At 30.9% G+C, this 18867-nt stretch carries 19 protein-coding genes; 12 read left to right on the forward strand and 7 right to left on the reverse strand.

Going from position 1 to position 18867, the window contains the following annotated elements:
* Positions 1–255: 255 nt before the first annotated feature.
* The 4 genes from hemE to AAGD26_RS05895 all read left to right on the forward strand — a co-directional run bounded on the left by hemE (position 256) and on the right by AAGD26_RS05895 (position 4310).
* Complete coding sequence (hemE, locus tag AAGD26_RS05880; RefSeq protein WP_341751479.1) at positions 256–1275, forward strand: uroporphyrinogen decarboxylase; 1020 nt, start codon at positions 256–258, stop codon at positions 1273–1275.
* A complete protein-coding gene (gene hemH, locus AAGD26_RS05885; RefSeq protein WP_341751480.1) occupies positions 1253–2341 on the forward strand; it encodes a ferrochelatase in 1089 nt (362 codons plus the stop codon). The genes hemE and hemH overlap by 23 nt, the downstream gene beginning before the upstream one ends.
* Positions 2342–2358: 17 nt before the next feature.
* Positions 2359–2796: a protoporphyrinogen oxidase HemJ gene (gene hemJ, locus AAGD26_RS05890; protein WP_341751481.1), complete on the forward strand. Its 438-nt coding sequence runs from the start codon at positions 2359–2361 to the stop codon at positions 2794–2796.
* A gap of 122 nt (positions 2797–2918) precedes the next feature.
* Positions 2919–4310, forward strand: a complete 1392-nt coding sequence (locus AAGD26_RS05895) for an MFS transporter (protein WP_341751482.1) — start codon at positions 2919–2921, stop codon at positions 4308–4310.
* Here AAGD26_RS05895 and AAGD26_RS05900 read toward each other — a convergent pair.
* Positions 4237–4683 (reverse strand): HD domain-containing protein, encoded by a 447-nt coding sequence (locus AAGD26_RS05900; protein WP_341751483.1) that lies wholly within the window; start codon positions 4681–4683, stop codon positions 4237–4239. The two genes, AAGD26_RS05895 and AAGD26_RS05900, sit on opposite strands and share 74 nt — an antisense overlap.
* A gap of 411 nt (positions 4684–5094) precedes the next feature.
* Between AAGD26_RS05900 and AAGD26_RS05905 the strand changes: the two genes are divergently transcribed.
* Positions 5095–7047, forward strand: a complete 1953-nt coding sequence (locus AAGD26_RS05905) for a primosomal protein N' (protein WP_341751484.1) — start codon at positions 5095–5097, stop codon at positions 7045–7047.
* Between the two features lie 195 nt (positions 7048–7242).
* Here the strand turns inward: AAGD26_RS05905 and AAGD26_RS05910 are convergent, their stop codons facing one another.
* Positions 7243–8730: a carboxypeptidase M32 gene (locus AAGD26_RS05910; protein ID WP_341751485.1), complete on the reverse strand. Its 1488-nt coding sequence runs from the start codon at positions 8728–8730 to the stop codon at positions 7243–7245.
* A 724-nt stretch (positions 8731–9454) separates the two neighbouring features.
* On the opposite strand from AAGD26_RS05910, the gene AAGD26_RS05915 reads away from it, so the two are divergent.
* From AAGD26_RS05915 to metG, 4 genes are all read left to right on the forward strand, one after another.
* Positions 9455–10222: an SIMPL domain-containing protein gene (locus AAGD26_RS05915; protein ID WP_341751486.1), complete on the forward strand. Its 768-nt coding sequence runs from the start codon at positions 9455–9457 to the stop codon at positions 10220–10222.
* A 123-nt stretch (positions 10223–10345) separates the two neighbouring features.
* Positions 10346–10570: an AbrB/MazE/SpoVT family DNA-binding domain-containing protein gene (locus AAGD26_RS05920; protein ID WP_341751487.1), complete on the forward strand. Its 225-nt coding sequence runs from the start codon at positions 10346–10348 to the stop codon at positions 10568–10570.
* On the forward strand, positions 10567–10965 hold the full coding sequence (locus AAGD26_RS05925; protein WP_341751488.1) for a type II toxin-antitoxin system VapC family toxin: 399 nt from the start codon (positions 10567–10569) through the stop codon (positions 10963–10965). The genes AAGD26_RS05920 and AAGD26_RS05925 overlap by 4 nt, the downstream gene beginning before the upstream one ends.
* Before the next feature lie 170 nt (positions 10966–11135).
* Positions 11136–12671 (forward strand): methionine--tRNA ligase, encoded by a 1536-nt coding sequence (metG, locus tag AAGD26_RS05930; protein WP_341751489.1) that lies wholly within the window; start codon positions 11136–11138, stop codon positions 12669–12671.
* Between the two features lie 18 nt (positions 12672–12689).
* Here the strand turns inward: metG and AAGD26_RS05935 are convergent, their stop codons facing one another.
* The 5 genes from AAGD26_RS05935 to AAGD26_RS05955 form a co-directional block, all read right to left on the reverse strand.
* Positions 12690–13010 carry a DUF721 domain-containing protein gene (locus AAGD26_RS05935; protein ID WP_341752329.1) on the reverse strand — a complete coding sequence of 107 codons (321 nt, stop codon included), beginning with the start codon at positions 13008–13010 and terminating at the stop codon, positions 12690–12692.
* A complete protein-coding gene (locus AAGD26_RS05940; protein ID WP_341751490.1) occupies positions 12997–14010 on the reverse strand; it encodes a UDP-phosphate alpha-N-acetylglucosaminyltransferase in 1014 nt (337 codons plus the stop codon). Before AAGD26_RS05940 ends, AAGD26_RS05935 begins: the two co-directional genes overlap by 14 nt.
* The gene (gene radC / locus AAGD26_RS05945; RefSeq protein ID WP_341751491.1) at positions 14007–14687 is read right to left on the reverse strand and encodes a RadC family protein; all 681 of its coding nucleotides are present in this window, start codon (positions 14685–14687) and stop codon (positions 14007–14009) included. The genes AAGD26_RS05940 and radC overlap by 4 nt, the downstream gene beginning before the upstream one ends.
* Positions 14688–14695: 8 nt before the next feature.
* Complete coding sequence (gene map / locus AAGD26_RS05950) at positions 14696–15490, reverse strand: type I methionyl aminopeptidase (RefSeq protein ID WP_341751492.1); 795 nt, start codon at positions 15488–15490, stop codon at positions 14696–14698.
* 228 nt (positions 15491–15718) lie between these two features.
* Positions 15719–16279, reverse strand: coding sequence for a cytochrome c oxidase assembly protein (locus AAGD26_RS05955; protein WP_341751493.1), 561 nt, complete (start codon positions 16277–16279; stop codon positions 15719–15721).
* Positions 16280–16416: 137 nt separating this feature from the next.
* Here AAGD26_RS05955 and rpoH point away from each other — a divergent pair, with 137 nt between their 5' ends.
* The 3 genes from rpoH (at position 16417) to AAGD26_RS05970 (ending at position 18803) form a co-directional block, all read left to right on the forward strand.
* A complete protein-coding gene (gene rpoH, locus AAGD26_RS05960) occupies positions 16417–17301 on the forward strand; it encodes an RNA polymerase sigma factor RpoH (RefSeq protein WP_341751494.1) in 885 nt (294 codons plus the stop codon).
* Between the two features lie 67 nt (positions 17302–17368).
* Positions 17369–18121 carry a tol-pal system protein YbgF gene (gene ybgF / locus AAGD26_RS05965; RefSeq protein WP_341751495.1) on the forward strand — a complete coding sequence of 251 codons (753 nt, stop codon included), beginning with the start codon at positions 17369–17371 and terminating at the stop codon, positions 18119–18121.
* Positions 18122–18149: 28 nt separating this feature from the next.
* Positions 18150–18803, forward strand: coding sequence for a DUF2659 family protein (locus tag AAGD26_RS05970; protein ID WP_341748111.1), 654 nt, complete (start codon positions 18150–18152; stop codon positions 18801–18803).
* The last annotated feature ends 64 nt before the right edge of the window (positions 18804–18867 follow it).

Raw genomic sequence — 18867 nt, forward strand, 5'->3', positions numbered from 1 at the left:
TGTGTGTAAAATGCTAGATATCTAATATCTTTCACGTTTTCTCATTCTACACACATAAAACACTATGAATTATCCACTAAAAAAATAATCCTATGAATAATGTGAGTAATAATTATAATCAATAAACTTCACTGGTAATTTAGCAATAAAAAAATGTGTATAACTATGTGTATATATAATTAATCTACATATTAACAATATCTATATCAACTAAAAAAATATTATATATAAATATATATTATTATGGGTTATTTCATGAATCAGCTTTTACAAACTTTTAAGAAAAAAAATGATCTTGTACCTATTTGGTTAATGCGTCAAGCTGGTAGATATTTGTCTGAATATCAAAAAATAAGAAAAACTGTTAGTGGTTTCTTAGATTTATGTTATAATGTTGATAAGGCTGTAGAGGTGACTTTACAACCAATAAGAAGGTATGGATTTGATGCTGCTATAATTTTTTCTGACATTTTGGTTTTACCTGATGCACTTGGATGGGATGTAAAATTTGAAGAAAATATAGGACCAATATTACGTAAATTTCAATCAAAAGAAGATTTTAAATATCTTGAAGGAAATTCTAATGGAAAACTAAATGTAATTTATGAAATAATCAATAAAACTAAAGCAAAATTACCAGTTGATACTGCATTGATAGGTTTTGCCGGTAGTCCATGGACGGTAATGACTTATATGCTTGAAGGAAGAGGCAAACAAAGTTTTGAAACAAGTAAAAAATTTATTTATGAAAATAATAACTTAGCACAAGAACTTCTAGACTTTATTACTGAAAAAACTATTATTCATTTAAAGGAACAAGTAAAAGCTGGGGCAGACTTAGTACAATTATTCGATTCATGGGCAGGGATATTAGAAGAAGCAGAATATGATCAGTTTGTAGTGCAACCAACAAAAAAAATAGTATTAGCTTTAAAAAAACAGTTTCCACATTTACCAATTATAGGTTTTCCAAGAGGTTCTGGGCTTTTATATGAAAAATATATTGTTAATACCGGAGTGGATGCTATTGGAGCAGATCAGTTTGTACCAGCTAGTGCCATGAAATTATGGAGTGAGAAAATTGTTGTACAAGGTAATTTAGACCCATTTATATTGCTTACTAATAAAGAAATTATCGCAGAAAAGGTAAGTAAAATAATTGCAAATTTTAAAGAAAGAAATTTTATATTTAATCTTGGACATGGTGTTTTGCCAAATACACCAGTTGAAAATGTTGAGTTTTTAGTTAATTATGTTAGAGAATTTAAATACTAAAATATCTCAAAAAAAAATAGCCATCGTACTTTTTAACCTTGGTGGACCAAATAGCTTAAACTCAGTCAAACGATTTCTATTTAACTTATTTTATGATAAGGCAATTATTAACTTGCCAAATCCCCTAAGGTTTATTCTTGCTAAGATAATATCAATTACTAGAAATAAAAAATCTCAGAAAATATATTCTCTAGTAGGTAATAATTCGCCTATTTTACAAGAAACAGAATCTCAAAAAGATGCTATTACAGAGAAGTTAAAACAAACTCTGAATGAGGATTTTAAGATTTTTATAGCAATGCGTTATTCTTATCCTGATTCCGAAGAAGCGGTAAGAAAAATAAATGAGTATAACCCTTCAGAAATAATATTGTTACCATTATACCCACATTTTTCTAGCACCACTACTGGATCTTCGATTAAAGATTTTATGTCTTCTCTTTATAAAAATAAAAGTGAATATTCCCGACATATTAAAACTATTTGTTGCTACCCTATCGATGACGAATTTATTGAAGCTCATTTATCATTAATAAAGCAATCATTTAAAAAATTGAAAAACAAAAAAAACTTTCGTATATTATTTTCAGCTCATGGTCTGCCTGTAAAAATAATAAAAGCAGGAGATCCATATCAGTGGCAGATTGAAAAGACCGTAGAAAGTTTGGTATCTAAGCTTAGCATAGATAATTTAGATTATAAAATAACTTATCAAAGTCGTGTTGGTCCAGTGGAATGGCTTAAACCTAATACGGAGGATGAAATTGAGATAGCAGGAAAAGAAGATAAATCTCTTATAATAGTCCCAATAGCATTTGTATCAGAACATGTTGAAACACTGGTAGAATTAGACATTGAATATAGAAAGATTGCTGGTAAGTACAAGATAGAATATATTAGGACTCCTGCTCTTGGAACAAATAAATTGTTCATCAACAGTATAACTAAAATGGTATCAAATTTAGTTAATTATAGTTTCGATACAAAAAATTTGATATGTAGTTCAATTAATAAAAGAATATGTCCTTATAATTTTACTATGTGTCCTTGTAATTTAAAAAACTAAGTAAAGGGATAAAATTAATGGCTAGTTATTATTTATGGTTTAAAGCATTCCATCTTGTATCAGCAATTTCTTGGATGATAGGTTTACTATACCTACCAAGATTATATGTCTACCACACTAAAGTTGTAGTAGGTAGTGAAACTGACAAGATGTTTCAGTTAATGGAAAGTAGGTTACTCAGAATCATTATGAATCCGGCTATGATCAGCACTTATACCTTAGGTATAATTAACAGTTATATATATGGATTAGTAGCTTTAGGAACATGGTTTTACGTAAAAATGACAGCAGTTCTAGGTATCACTATTTTTCATGGTTTATTAGCTAGATGGAGGAAGAATTTTGTTGAAGGCAAAAATAATCATTCTGAAAGATTTTATCGTATCATTAATGAAGTACCAGCACTATTGATGATAGTGGCTGTTGTTATGGTTATTGTTAAACCATTTGATTAATTATTTTTCTGCTTTATTATTTGTATTACTGATTTCTAATTGTGACGCATATAATAATTATTGAAGCAAGTAATTATTATAGCTAACTATAGATAACATAACAGTGAGGTTTAAACAACTATATGAGCAAAATTATTCAAGCAGATAATAAGGTTATGCAAAAACATACTCGTTTGACTAGAGAACAAAAAGAGGTTGTTGGATTACTCTCAATAGGGACATTTCTTGAATATTTTGACTTAATGCTTTATGTGCATATGGCGGTATTGCTTAATGAGTTGTTTTTTCCAAAAACTGACCCACATACGGCTACTCTTCTTTCAGCCGCTGCTTTTTGTTCTACTTACTTGCTTAGACCATTTGGTGCATTAATATTTGGTTGGATAGGCGATAATGTAGGAAGGAAAGCATCTGTAGTCATTACAACTTTTTTAATGGCAATATCTTGTTTTGTCATGGCTAATTTGCCAACTTTTGCTCAAATAGGGATTACTGCAGCTTGGCTGGTGACAATATGTCGTATTGTACAAGGTATGACTTCTATGGGGGAAATCACAGGAGCTCAATTATATCTAACAGAATATCTACAACCACCAAAACGATATGTGTCTGTAGCTATAATAGTTTTTTGTGCTGCCTTTGGAGGGTTTGCTGCTCTAGGTGTAGCCTCTCTAGTTATTTCTTATGCTCTTAATTGGCGACTGGCTTTTTGGTTTGGTGCAGGTGTGGCATTAGTTGGTATGATTGCTAGGACAACGTTGCGAGAAACGCCTGAATTTGCCGACGCTAAACGTCGATTAAACAAAACTTTTCAACAGTTAAAAAGTATAGGATCTAACATTGACGTTGAACATGTAATGCAAGATACTCTCAATATTCAAGAAAAAACTAATTGGAAAACAACAATAAGTTTACTGTTAGTAGATTGTATATGGCCAGTAATTTTTTATTTTACTTATATACATTGTGCTAATATTTTAAAATATTCATTTCACTATACAGCCGAACAAATTATTTACAATAACTTTATTGTATCTGCTATATTACTAGGAAACATGATTTTTGTGCTGTATTTCACCAATAAATATCATCCACTAGTGATATTAAAGATAAGATTAATTTTAGTTTCCATATATTTCCTAATGATTCCATATTTATTGAATAATGCAACAACTGGCTTTGATATATTGATAATTCAGTCTTTACTATTATTTACTGCATGCGAAGCATCACCAGCTAATGCAATATTCTTTAAGCATTTTCTTCCAATCTTTAAACGTTTTACTTATACTAGTGCGATATACGCTGCATCCCGAGCTTTAGTATATCTTATTACTTCTGTTAGCCTTGTGTATTTAACAGATTATTTTAGTCATTGGGGATTGTATTTTATTACAATCCCAACAATTGTAGGTTGTACATATGGATTATCATATTTTATTAAACTCGAGAAAGATGCTGGAAATCTTTCTGAAAAGAAAACTTATGTAGACTCTGTAGCAAATATTGCTTAGATGATATAGTAGGTAAATATTGATAACATAGCTCTATTAGTTTTTTTTCTAAACCAATTGCTTCTAAGTATATAGCTAGACGTATAAATTCTTCTATAGTTTCCTCAATAATCTTCCTAGCTTTTTCAGGTGACTTAATTCCTATAGTTTGTAAATTGTGAATTCGATCAAAAATTTTAATAAATGCTACATCATATTTTTTTTGTTGATATAATAAATTTAAAATCTCTTTGGAGCTAATCTTGCCGTGAGGTTTAACCCTAGTTAAAGCTTCTACTTGACTAGCTATTACACTTCCAAAAATATATTCAATCATCTTTTCGGTCAGTTTTGTATCCTCGATAGTATCATGCAGTATACTGGTAACAATCATATCAGTTCTGAAATAGCGTGGAATTTCTGATGCTGCATATTCCCGCTACCATATACGCTACTTCAATTGGATGCGAGTAATAGGGTTCGCCAGACTGTCTCATTTGACTGCCGTGATATTTTTTGGCGTAATAAATAGCTTTTTTAACTTCGTCAATATTTATTGGTCTGTTTACTTCCTCATTTATCTTACAGAGTTTGTTCAATAGCCTAGTAGCATACTGACAATATTCATACTTTGAGTTGTCCCAATAGTTAATATCTTCCATAAAAACCATAATATTTTAAATCGCTATACAAGTTAAACTAAAAACTAGAATATTACTAGGAATTTATTATATTTTTTTATTAGTGCTTCTGCTAATTAGTGTATAGTATATGGTATACTCAAATGACCTGAAAATGAATTTCAATGCAAGTTGCAAAAATATTATTGCCATTAGCTAAGCTTTTCCCGTTGGATTATTTAATTCCAAATGGATTAAAATTAGCTATAGGAGATTTAGTAGTTGTCCCATTTAGGAATAAAGAATTAACGGGTATAGTTTGGCAATTAGATACTGAAGTTTCAGAGGGAACTAGTAAAATCAAATCTATTAAACAAAAAGTGCCACTTGAATTTAGGTTTAATCAGGAAATATTAGATTTAATTAAATGGGCTGCTAATTATTATATGACTTCACTTGGTTCAGTTGCTAAGTTGACTTTGCCGATCGATATTGCCCAGCAACCTATAAAAATAAAGCATCAAGAATTAAACAAAGATTTTATTTTACCAACTCTTTCAGTAGAGCAACAAGAAGCACTTTCTCTATTAAGTCAATCGGATAAACCATCAATTATTAAGGGAGTAACCGGATCAGGTAAAACAGAAATTTACTTTCATCTATTGGCTGATTATTTGAAGCAAGGTAACCAAATATTGATCATGTTACCAGAAATTGCTTTAAGTCAGCAAATTATAAATCGTTTTACAGTACGCTTTGGCTTTCAGCCAGTAATATGGAATTCTGCGATTACTAAAGCTCAGAAAAAGATGATTTTAAGAGGTTTGCTCAACAATGAAATTAAAGTTATAATTGGTGCTAGAAGTAGTCTATTTCTACCGTATAGTAATCTTGGATTAATTATTATTGATGAAGAGCATGATAGTTCTTATAAGCAAGATGATGGTATATTATATAATGCTCGCGATGTAGCGGTATTGCGGGGAAGCTTATCCAAAATAAAAGTAGTATTATGCTCGGCTACTCCGTCTATTGAAACAATTTATAACGTAAGTACCAATAAATATCAATTAATTGAATTGTCAAATCGTTACCAGGAGGCAACTTTGCCAGAAATTCAAATAATTGATATGAAAAAGGAGAAATTATCAAAAAATTCTTACTTATCTAAGGAATTAATAGCATTAATAGGTAAAAAGCTAGCAAGCAAAGAGCAGGTGTTATTATTTTTGAATCGTAGGGGTTATGCCCCTTTGATGTTATGTAAACTTTGCGGTTATCGTTTTACTTGTAATTCTTGCTCTGCTTGGTTAGTGGTACATAAATCTAGCAAAAAACTTGAATGTCACCATTGTGGTTATCAAAGTAGGATTCATATTTTTTGTCCGGATTGTCGGGAAGAAGACTCTTTAACTGTTTGTGGTCCTGGGATTGAAAGAATTGAAGAAGAAACTAGGCATCTTTTTCCCGATAGTAAAATTGCGGTAATTAGCAAAGATTATGCCCAAAAACCTGAAAAGATCCGCGAATTACTATATAAAATGGAGCATTCTGAGGTTGATATTCTAATTGGTACTCAGATGATTACTAAAGGTTATCACTTTCCTAACCTTACTTTAGTAGGTGTTGTTGATGCTGATCTTGGGGCTATTAGTAGTGGAGACTTGCGGTCAAGTGAACGCAATTATCAACTACTTCACCAAGTAGGAGGTAGGGCAGGAAGAGAAGATAAAAAAGGTCTAGTATTAATGCAAACTTATTATCCAGATAATGCTATATTTAGTTATATAAAAAATGGAGGAGATCAGTTTTTACAATATGAACTTAAAACAAGGCAAGCAGAGAATATGCCTCCTTTCACCAAAATGGCATCAATAATTTTGTCTGGAAAAAATGAGCATAAAGTGCTTGAAATATCCAAAACTCTAGTTGCAATTGCACCAAAAAGTTCAGCTAGAATACTCGGACCATCTAGTGCATTGATGTTTAAATTAGCAGGAAAGTTTCGTTACCGTATTCTAATCATAGTGGATAGGAAATTTAATTTACAAAAATTTTTACAAACATGGTTAAGTTTAATCAAAATCCCTGCTTTTTGTCATTTGAAAATAGATATTGATCCTAAGAGTTTTTCTTGATATTACTCTCATGATTATTCAAGTAAAAGCTTTAGCTTAGTACTACATTGAGAGCCTTCGGTGTGAATGACGGATTCGGGGTCTAAAAATGTTGAATAGTCTTCTTGGCTATTTTTTTAGACCCCTGCTTTCGCAGGGGTGGCGATAATACTGAGCCTAATATTAACTTGTTACAGATACTTGAGGTTAAATAAGTTATAAATATTTTTGTTGGAGATATTTTAAAAATATTTCCGATTGAATGCTATCTTCACCCGTAGCGTCTTTAATTAATTCACTGGTATTTTTTAATGAGCCATAGCTTCTAATATTATTATCTAAGAATTGGTTTACACCATTGAATTCTCCTCTTGTTATTTCCTTTTTTATATTGTGATTAACTTCCTGTGCTTTTTTCATGACCATTGAAGCAATAATTGCTCCATTAGTATAGGATGGAAAATAACCAAAACTGCCCATTGGCCAATGTATATCTTGTAAGCATCCGTCTTTATCGTTCTGTGGAGTAATGCCTAAATATTCCTGCATCTTATTGTTCCAATAATGTGGTAGATCATTCAAAGATAGATCTCCGCTAATTAGCAATCTTTCTAGTTCAAACCTAACTATTACATGCATTGGATAAGTCACTTCATCTGCTTCTACTCTAATAAAACCTAGTTTGACTCTTGTCATTAATTTGTAAAGATTTTCTGCAGAATATTCTAGTCCTTTGAATCCAAATTCATCCTTAAGTAGCTTTGATAGATATTGACAAAATTCTCCTGATCTACCTACTTGCATTTCCATAAATAAAGATTGACTTTCATGGACAGCCATACCTTTAGCCTTACCTACTGGTTGGTTTTTATATTTGCTGGGCAAGCCCTGTTCATATAAACCATGACCAGTTTCATGCATAATCCCCATAATCCCTGAAATAAAATTATGCTCATTATATCTATTAGTTAACCTAACATCATCAGGAGTACCCCTACAAAATGGATGGGTTGATTCATCTAACCTACCTTTAGTGAGGTTAAAACCCATTATTTCCATAAGCCTTTTAGCAATTAATTTTTGTTGTGCTTCACTAATACTATTAGTGATAGGTAGAACATTTTCTTTACTTTGTTTTTCTACTATTTGACTAATTAATTCTGGTATAGTTTTTTTTAGATTATTAAACACTACTTTAACTTCATCAAGTGTACGTTCAGGATCATATGTGTCAAGTAAAGCATCATATACAGAACAGTTTAGTGCATGGGCTTTAGATTTAGCCATTTTTTGTACGCAATCTAATACTGTTTGTAGGTAAGGTTTAAGTGATAGATAATCATTATTTTTTCTAGCATCTCGCCAAATTAACTCACATTTTGCACTAGCAGTAACATACATTTTCCATAAATCATCATCTATACATGTAGATTCTGTAATTCGTCTTTTTGTTTCTCTTAAATTAGCTAACTGCCAAACATCAAGAGTGTTCACGTTTTCAGAGACAGATTCTATTAGTTCAGCTAATTTTTTTGATTGTAACCTAGAGCGGGCTATGGAAGATAGTAGGGCTATTTCACTTGTTCTACTATCAATTGATCCATGCGGAATATTTACTGCGATATCCCAATAAAGTATGTTAATCACGTTATTAATTTGAAAAATTTGCTCTAACTCTTGCTCTAATAATGTATAATGTTTCATATAATTCCCCCTACTTTAAAAGTTGTTTTAATCCTAAACTGGCTAGAATATTCAGAAAAATGCATTCTTGAAGCGGCTGACACGAATGCATTTTAATCTATTATCGCTAATAATCTTATTTCTATTGATATAACAACAAGATTATTAGCAAATGAAATATTTAACAATATATTCCTGAACTTTTAAAAAAATAGTACAATTAATAAAAAATATTAGATGTGAATTTGCAAATTCATAGGTTTCTAGTTTATCTGCTGGGATTTATGCTTTGACCCCATTTTGATCTCTCTAAGGAGATAGAATATTTTGTAGCTAATAATCTGACAGATCAAGAGATTAGTCAATGGATAGAAATAATTTCTAGAGATGGTAATATAATTCACAATAACCCTAATTCTGAAGCAATTATAGGTAATTTTACTAATTGTTCACAAGAGATGAAGTTAGAGGGTGACAATAATTATTCACCAACCCAAGACACTATTGAAGCATACTAGCAAATACACATTCATGGCTGTAGATATGTATTTTTTAATAAGAATAGTAAGATTCTTACTTGTAAGTTCTTTACTTATAACGTATACTAGACTTATAGAGTCTAAGCATAAATCCCCGTGGATAAACTGGATGTTTTTTGGGTTCTAGTGGGGGAGTGCTTTTTTTTGAAATAAGATGGAGCGTTTTGGATAACCTCAAAAAACAAAACTATTATAGTGGTAGTATTATGTATAAAAGTCTTCTTACTATTACTATAGCGTTAATATCATTTACTTTACCGGTAATTGCTATGCAGTCTAAAGATTTCCCAACAAATCAGAATGGTTCGTATCTTAATATATCTGTTACTGAACAAATGGATGTAAAAGAAGATTTACTTATATCTAGTATGCGAATAGAAAAAGAGGGAGTTGATCTAAAATATATACAGGATGAGATTAACCTAATGATGTCTAAAGCAGTAAAAATGGCTAAAGAAGTTGAAGATATTACTGTATCAACAGAACAATATTATGTTTACCAATATAACCAAGACCAAAATATTGATAATAAAAAAGATGAAGTAAAGAAAAAAATGTGGCGTGGTACTCAGGTATTATCACTGAAAAGCAAATCATCTGAGGCTTTATTGACATTAATTGGAAAATTACAGAATGAAGGGCTATTAATACAAAGTTTAAATTATACTCTTTCTAATGAAAAAAGAGAAGTCATCCGAGATTCTATGATAGAAGCTGCTATTGCAAAACTAAAGCAACGAGCTACACGTGTAGCTAAAGCTCTTGGTAAAGAATACGATGGATTTACTATAATAAATGTTGATCCTGAAGCAAGGAGAATGCCAGTGCCTAGATTGATGATGGGATCACCTGTAAATGCTAATGATAGTGCGGTTAATATACCAGTTGCAGAACCAAGTACAAGTGAGGTAACTATAACTGTTTCAGCTACTGCTTTGCTTAAATACGGCTCAGTGTTAGGGAACAAGCGATAAAGTGCCGCTTATATTTCTGATAGAAAATTTCTTAATAACACTAGCCGATACAATTAGCGTTAAGGTAGCTGCGATGAGCTGACACTTACATTTTATAGCACAACGAAAGCACAGGTAATAATTATGAAAGTATCTAGTAAAGGGCAAATAACTATACCTATAGATATTAGAAGTAAATTTGGCTTCTTGCCAGATACAGAAATCACTTTTATAGAAAGAGAAGATGGCGTTCTATTAAAAAAATATCAAAATCAAAATAATAGAGGTAATAAATTAATATTGCATATGTCTAGAAAAAGCACAGTAAAAATGTCTACTGATACCATAATGAAATTAACTAGATCATGATCTTAGTTGACAGTAATATATTATTGGATATTATCACCTGTGATGCTAGTTGGTACAATTGGTCTTCTAACCAATTGTTAAAATTATCGCAATTTCATGAATTAGCAATTAATGATTATATATATACAGAAGTTTCAGTAGGATTTGAAAGAATTGAAGAACTTGAAGAAATAATCGGCGATAATTTTAAAGTTCTTCCTATCCCTAAAGAAGCCCTATTTTTAGCAGGAAAAGTTTTTATACAATATAAAAAAGCAAATAGTGGCAAGAAAAACTCCGTATTACTAGATTTCTTTATCGGAGCACATGCGTCTGTATTAAATATTCCTCTTCTTACAAGAGATGTAGCACGTTACAAAATATATTTTTCTAAACTCCATCTTATTCACCCTTAGGTCAAAAGATTTACATTCTTATTCTAATGTATACTTGTGACTGCTTGATTTCGAAATGACACTGGCTTGCTTTCATCGGCAACAAGCGGCTCAAATTAACTATTTTTATAGTATACATATTTAGCAAGAATAACTATAACAAATATAGGTTTATCCATTATAAATTCATTATGAAAAATACATATTATATTACCACCCCTATTTATTATGTTAATGATATACCTCACATAGGGCATGCTTATACAAGCGTTGTGTCTGACGTAATAGCAAGATTTATGCGTTTATCAGGTAAAGAGGTAATGTTTCTGACCGGTACTGATGAACATGGTCAAAAGGTAGAAAAATCTGCTATTGTCAAAAATGTTGAACCACAAATATTTACCGATACAGTATCTGAAACTTTTCGTACATTAATGCACTCAATGAACATTTCTAATGATGATTTTATTAGAACTACAGAAGCTAGGCATAAACAAGCAGTAAGTAGTCTATGGCAAAAATTGCTGGATAGTGGCAATATTTACCTTGATAGCTATAAAGGCTGGTACTCGACGCGTGATGAGGCTTTTTATGATGAATCAGAATTAACAGAAGATGGACTAGCTCCGACTAAAGCTCCTGTTGAATGGCTTGAAGAACCAAGTTACTTTTTTGCCCTATCAAAATGGCAAGATAAATTATTAGATTTTTACGATGCCAACCCTGATTTTATCAGACCAAGTACTAGACGTAATGAAGTTATTAGTTTTGTCAAATCCGGATTGCATGATTTATCTATATCACGTTCTAGTTTTAAGTGGGGAATTAAAGTACCAAATGATGAAAAGTACGTAATATATGTATGGCTTGATGCACTAACCAACTATATTTCGGCTTTAGGATATCCAAATGATACAAGCAAGTATAACAAATTTTGGCCGGCTGATGTTCATATAGTCGGTAAAGATATATTACGCTTTCATGCCGTATACTGGCCAGCATTTTTGATGGCAGCTGGCTTGCCGCTACCAAAATGTGTTATGGCACATGGGTGGTGGACTAATGAAGGACAAAAAATCTCTAAATCTATAGGGAATGTAATTGATCCATTGCAATTAATAAAAGAGTTTGGTTTAGATCCAGTTAGGTATTATTTGATGAGAGAGGTAATATTTGGCTCAGATGGTAATTATTCTCGTAGTAGCTTAATCAATAGAGTGAATAGTGAGTTATCTAATAAAATTGGTAATTTATTGCAAAGAACTCTAGCCTTTGTTTATAATAACAACGAGACAAAAATTCCGTCAATTGGCAAGGAATCTATCGATAGCATTTATGAGTCATTTTTAATGAAGCTATCCCACCAAATTATATCAGAAAATTCATTGTTCACTAAGACTTTTGCTATTAATTCTGTGTTAGAAAATATTATTACTTTAACCGAAGAAGCCAATATTTATATAGATCGAGAAGCCCCTTGGCAGTTAAAAAAAACTGATCCTATAAGGATGAATGAGGTGTTATATACGCTACTTGAGACACTAAGATATATTGCTGTAATGTTACAGCCATTTATTCCTGATTCGGCTAATAAAATGCTTGATCAGCTTGGTGTACCAAAAAGTCAGAGAATGTTTAAACATTTAACAAAGGAGTTTATTTTAATTCCAGGTAGTAACATTAGCCAGCCAAAAGCTATATTTCCAAGATTTCAGGATAATACTTGATGAAAATAGAAGTCTATTCTAGTTATTTCTTGTAGCATATATTGTAGTTCTTAAACTATGTATGGCCTTAAAACCTAGATAAACGGAAATACGCTCAATAATTATCTGTTGGTGAAATGATATTTCTAAGGCGATGCTCGAATTTTCCACTTGTACATGTAAAATATTTATTCTCTGCCCTTTCTCTTTAGGGCTAGATATTTTTAAGGGGCTAGTTTTGCTACTAAATTTTGGTCCAACAATCTTGCTCCAATTAATCATAATTTCTGCAAGCAATGGGTGCTGTTTACCAAAGATTCGTCTAATAATTATGTTGATGTCATGGCTAAGCGGTTTCATGGGCAAAATTAATTATTGTAACCATTACTACTAATATAGCAAAGATAATTGATAATAAAGGAAAGTACAGAGAAATGATTGATAATACCATAAGTAATATATTGCATATTATAATTCTACTCACTACTTCCTTATGACTTTTACCATTTCTGACTGCTTTTTGAAAAAAATGCTTTAAGTGAGGTTGCCAAATTTTCTCCTTATTAACTAGTCTAATTAGTATGGTTAATCCTCCATCTGCTAGGTAATATAAGCTAGCAATAGATGAGGCAACAAACAAATGAACACTAGATGCTGAAATAAGTAGCAAACATAAACCTAATAAAAATCCTAAGCTTATACTACCTACGTCCCCTAGAAAGATTTTAGCAGGATGCCAGTTAAATATCAAAAAACCTATGGAACATGCTAATATAATGATGTTAAGCACAATTATAAAATTTATATTTATTATTATATCAGATTTTAGATAACAAAGTATCAATATAGTGATCGATAAATGAATAGATTCAGCACCACTAATACCATCTATTCCATCAAGAAAATTATAAATATTTAAAAAGACAATCAATCCTATTATAGATAGCATAAAATCAATATATAAAGGTAATTCGTGATGAAATAATACTACTGGAAATAAAAATAGGAAAATGGCTATTGTAGAACAAATTATGTGAAAAATTAGTCTTACAAATATCGGAATGGAAATAAGATCATCTAAAAATGAAATGCTGGAAATGATCAGCAGTAAAGGTACAATTTTAATTGAGTTTATCAGAGTTTTTGTTGAAAAATATTCATAGGCGATAAGAGCAATTATTACCACTATAACTATCGCAAGTCCACCTCCTCTTGGTGTGATTCTACTATGTACTCTACGTGGATTTGGTATATCCACCACTCCAAAAGATGGAAGACTAGAAATCAATAGCCAAGTAAGAAAGCTTGTTGCTATAAAAGATAATAAAAACAAAAAACTATAATTAATAAAGTTACTCATAACAGCATATTAGATTTAAAACTGAAATATTCATTGGCTGTAATAATTACGTGGTCATGAACCGATATGTTCATATTAGCACAAGTTTCTACTATTTTGTGTGTTAGTTCAATATCAGTATTTGAAGGCTTACTAACACCACTTGGATGATTATGTACCAATATAATTGCACCAGCTTCATTAAATAAAGCTCTTTTAATTATTTCTCTTGGATATATTGTTGCCTGATCTATAGTGCCTTGACTTAAAATTTCATCAGCAATTAGGACATTCTTTTTATTTAAAAATAAGATACGAAATTGTTCTGTTTTCATGCTACCCATCGTTGCTTTTAGATAGTCTATTAGAACGTTCCAAGAACTAATTACATTTTGATTTATTACTTTTTGTTTTAGCATTCTGTTAGTTAGTTCACGCATAATGACAAAATTTACATATAAATTATCATTAGTTCCTTTAATATTAAGCAATTTTTCTTTATCTGTATTTATTAAATTAGCGAGACTACCAAATTGTGTTAATAATTCCTTTGCTAATGGTTTTACATCTTTTCTAGGTATTACAGAAAATAATATCATTTCAAGTAATTCATAATCTGCAAGATTTTCTGCAGAAACAATAATACGTTGTCTTAAGCGTTGTCTATGCCCAATATAATGGGGTATATCATCTTTCATATTTAGTTTTACAATAAGTCTGTTTTATAAGGCGGATATGTCAAATGTTTTGGTGATAAAGTAAAAATGTCAAAACCATCTTTGGTTACGCCTAAACTATGTTCAAATTGTGCTGATAATGATTTATCACTTGTTGTAACTGTCCAACCGTCTAATTTACTTAGATGAGTGGAGTGATGTCCAGCATTTACCATTGGTTCAATAGTAAAAAACATACCTTCCTCCAAGACCAAGCCAGTGCCAGCTTTGCCATAATGTAGAATAGTTGGTTCTGTATGAAATATACGCCCTATCCCGTGACCAGTATAATTTCTAACAACGGAATAATTATGTTTTTCAACATAAGTTTGTATAGCATTTCCGATATCTCCTAAATGTACTCCTGGTTTTACTAGTTCAATTCCTATCATCATAGCATCATAAGTAACCTGTACTAAGCGTTTTGCTTTAATTCCTACATCACCAACATAATACATTCTACTAGTATCACCATACCATCCATCGACAATTACAGTAACGTCAATATTTATTATATCGCCATTTTTAAGGAGTTTATCATTTGGAATACCATGGCATACTACATGATTAACAGAAGTACAAATTGACTTTGGGAAGCCGTTATAGTTCAAAGGTGCAGGGATTGCATTATTGGACACAATAAAATCGTGGCAAAGATCATTTAAATAGATCGTACTCACTCCTGGTTTTACATAATTAGTAATGAAATCTAAGGTTTCTGCAGCAAGTTTACCTGCAATATGCATTTTCTTAAAGTTTTCTTGGGAATGAATTGTTAGGGTCATAAAATAATTAACTTTTTTTATTAAAATCATCTATAGCTAACCCGATTAGTATTTAGCCATAGTAAATTGTTGTCATTGCGAGAAGCCACTTTGGTGGCGACGAAGCAATCCAAGAAGACGATTGGATCTAGATTGCTTCGTCGTAGCAATGCTACTCCTCACAATGACGAAGTAATGCTAATCGGGTTAGCTATATAAATATATACTAAATTTCTACTTCTTAAATTATTATTTGAATTTCATTGAATCTTTTTCAATGGTTCTTACCTTATAAAAACTATAAGATAAGGTTATTGTATCCACATCATTCATTTCTTTATCTTCCTCAAAATCAGAGTCTATAAAAAATGTCACTGGCATCAACATTTTTTCTCCTGCTTTTAATAACTGTTCTTCAAAACAAAAACAATGTATTTTAACAAAGTATTTACCAGCTTTATTAGGTGTAACATTATAAATGGAAGTTCCTATTATATCATCGTTACTTAGATTTTCAGACTCATAAAAAATTAGTGTATTTTGTCCTGGGATAACTGTAGCCCTTCTTTGTTTAGGAATAAATCGCCAAGGTAATTTACTGTCAACATTAGAATCAAATTCTATAGTTATCACTCTAGTTCCTTTTTTAGGAGAATATATATTGAGTTCTTGTTTTGTGGTAGTACCACCATATCCAGTGACTTTACAAAATAAATTGTAAATTGGTATTGATGCAAAGCTTAAAAAAACCATGCTAAGTACTAAACTAACTAGGGCTAAGGCAAAATTTCTATTAGATTTTTGTAACACTATGTTGCTCTCTTTTTGTAAAAAAGTCAAATTTCAATTTTTTACAAGAAGTCTATTTAAAATATTTTAAACTTATGATATTATGTACCCATTCTAGTATATCCCCTAAGTAAAGGAATCTATTTTAAAGGTATTATATGACTAACAAAATCAGTGTGCCAGTAATTTCTGCAGAATCAGGGTTTTATCAATATTTGCAAAAGATCAATAAAATTCCGTCACTTTCACAAGAAGAAGAGTTTCTACTTGCCAAAGCCTATCTTGAGCAGAATGATCTAGAAGCTGCTCATAAGCTAGTAACTAGTCACTTGAAATTGGTAGCAAAAATTGCCGTTAGATATAGAAATTATGGACTACCTCTAAATGAGCTTGTGTCAGAAGGGAATTTAGGTCTTATGCAAGCAGTAAAGAAATATAATCCTGATTTAGGTTTTCGCTTGTCTACTTATGCTTTGTGGTGGATTAAAGCTTCAATCCATGAATATGTTTTAAGATCTTGGTCTTTGGTTAAAATGGGTACTACAGCAGCACAAAAAAAGTTATTCTTTAGTCTTGGTAAAATTAAGCATAAAATTGCTAACCTATATTCAAGAGCTGTTACAGATCAAGATTTTGTTCAAATTGCTCAAGAACTTGGAGTGACTAAGAATGAAGTTAGTGAAATGAATTCTAGGTTATCTAGTCCAGATTTATCATTGAATAATTTGGTAAATAGTGGAAATGATAACAGTGATAGCGAGCTAATTGAATTTTTACCGGAAACCCGTCCAAGTCAAGAGCTAAGATTAATTAGCCAAGAGGATTCTGTTAACAAACATAATTTGCTAACACAAGCGATGAAGATATTAAATGATCGTGAATTACATATTCTCACTGAGCGTAAATTAAAAGATTCTCCAAAAACTCTTGATACTCTTAGTATTGAATATAAAATCTCTAAGGAAAGAATTAGGCAGATTGAGAACACAGCATTTGAGAAAGTGAAAAACTTTATATTGCAACAGATGCCAAAAGTTGTTTAAGTGGATTACTATAATTTTTCTAGTATACTCAGATGGTTTTACAATATATTAAATTAAATATTAATTCATGAAAGCAATTGCTATACATTTATTGATTATTTTGATTTCTACGCAAGTATTTGCTGGAAATCAAATTACTAGAAAAGATTTGAAATTTAATTCATCTAATGATTGCACAGAAAGATTAGATATTTTGGAGAAAGAGAATCAGCACTTACTTGGCAGAGTCGAAATAATTGAACATACTATTGCCAAATTAGAGAGAATTTTAGGCTCTACAAAACAAGAGGTAATAAGTTCTGAGGATACCAGTACAGCAAAAAATTTAGCAGATGATTCTATAGTTGGAGATGTCTTTGAAATACCAGCTACTAAAGAAGTACAAAAGGAAGTTGTGTCGCATGATATTGCAAAACCCATTTCGGGGATAGCAAAAGATAAGCAACTTTATGACTTAGCACTTGCCTCTTTAAAAGATAATAAATTAACCGATGCAGAAGAAAAATTTGTAAATTTTTTAAAAAATTACTCTAATAGTCCTTTGGTAAGTAATGCGTATTTTTGGTACGGAGAATCTTTTTTTAGACGTAATATGTTTGATAAAGCGGCTATAAATTATCTAAAAGGTTACAAACAATCACCAAAAGGTTCTAAAGCTTCTGACTCATTGTTAAAATTAGCATTATCTCTTGGGGAATTGAAGAAAATACAAGAAGCATGCTCTATTCTTGATAAACTTGAAACAGAATTTCCGAGTAGATCAGCTACATCAATAAAAAGAGCTAAGGATGCAAGAACCAAATTTGCTTGTAAGCGTTAGGTTCTTATGAACAAAAAGGTAAATAATAATGACTGACATTTTAGAAGAAGTCTTAAATGATAAAAATGAAGAAAAGAAACTTTATTACTTTAAAAAACTTCTTCCTATAACTATAATCCTCGCACTAATAGTCGTATTATTTATGCTAATAAACAATTGGCTTGACGGTAAGAAAATAAAGAATAATCAAAAGACAGGTGATATTTTAGTTAAGTCTATGTCGCTTATCAATGACAACAAAGACCTAACCATAAAGTCGTTGGATAATTTAATTGAAACAAGTAATAATAAAGTAGGAGAGCTTGCTGCTATCGAACAAGTCAGTATAAAAATACAACAAGGAGATTTTATAGAGGCTAGAACTTTATTAAAGAAAATTATTGATAACAAGAATTATGCCGAATTAACAAGTGCATATGCACGTCTAGTTTGGTTAAGTTTAATGATAGACGAAACAAATTTATCTAATGCAAACATTAATGAAATCGAGGAATATTTAAATTATTTTGATGATGAGAATAAACCATTCTTTGGTACTGCAAATATTATCAAAGCAATTTGGTATATTAACAACAACTCAAAAGATTTAGCAGAAAATACTTTGAAAAAGGTAATATCACTAGAAAGTACAACTCAAGTAGTTAAAGAGCAGGCTAAAGCTTTACTTTCAAACTTACAATAATCGGAAGTTCGATGTAACAAGTTATATCAAACTTCCGGAATATATAGAAACAATCAGGCTTGAA

The sequence above is a fragment of the Candidatus Tisiphia endosymbiont of Piscicola geometra genome (genome assembly GCF_964026415.1).
In the GTDB taxonomy this organism is placed as follows: Bacteria; Pseudomonadota; Alphaproteobacteria; order Rickettsiales; family Rickettsiaceae; genus Tisiphia.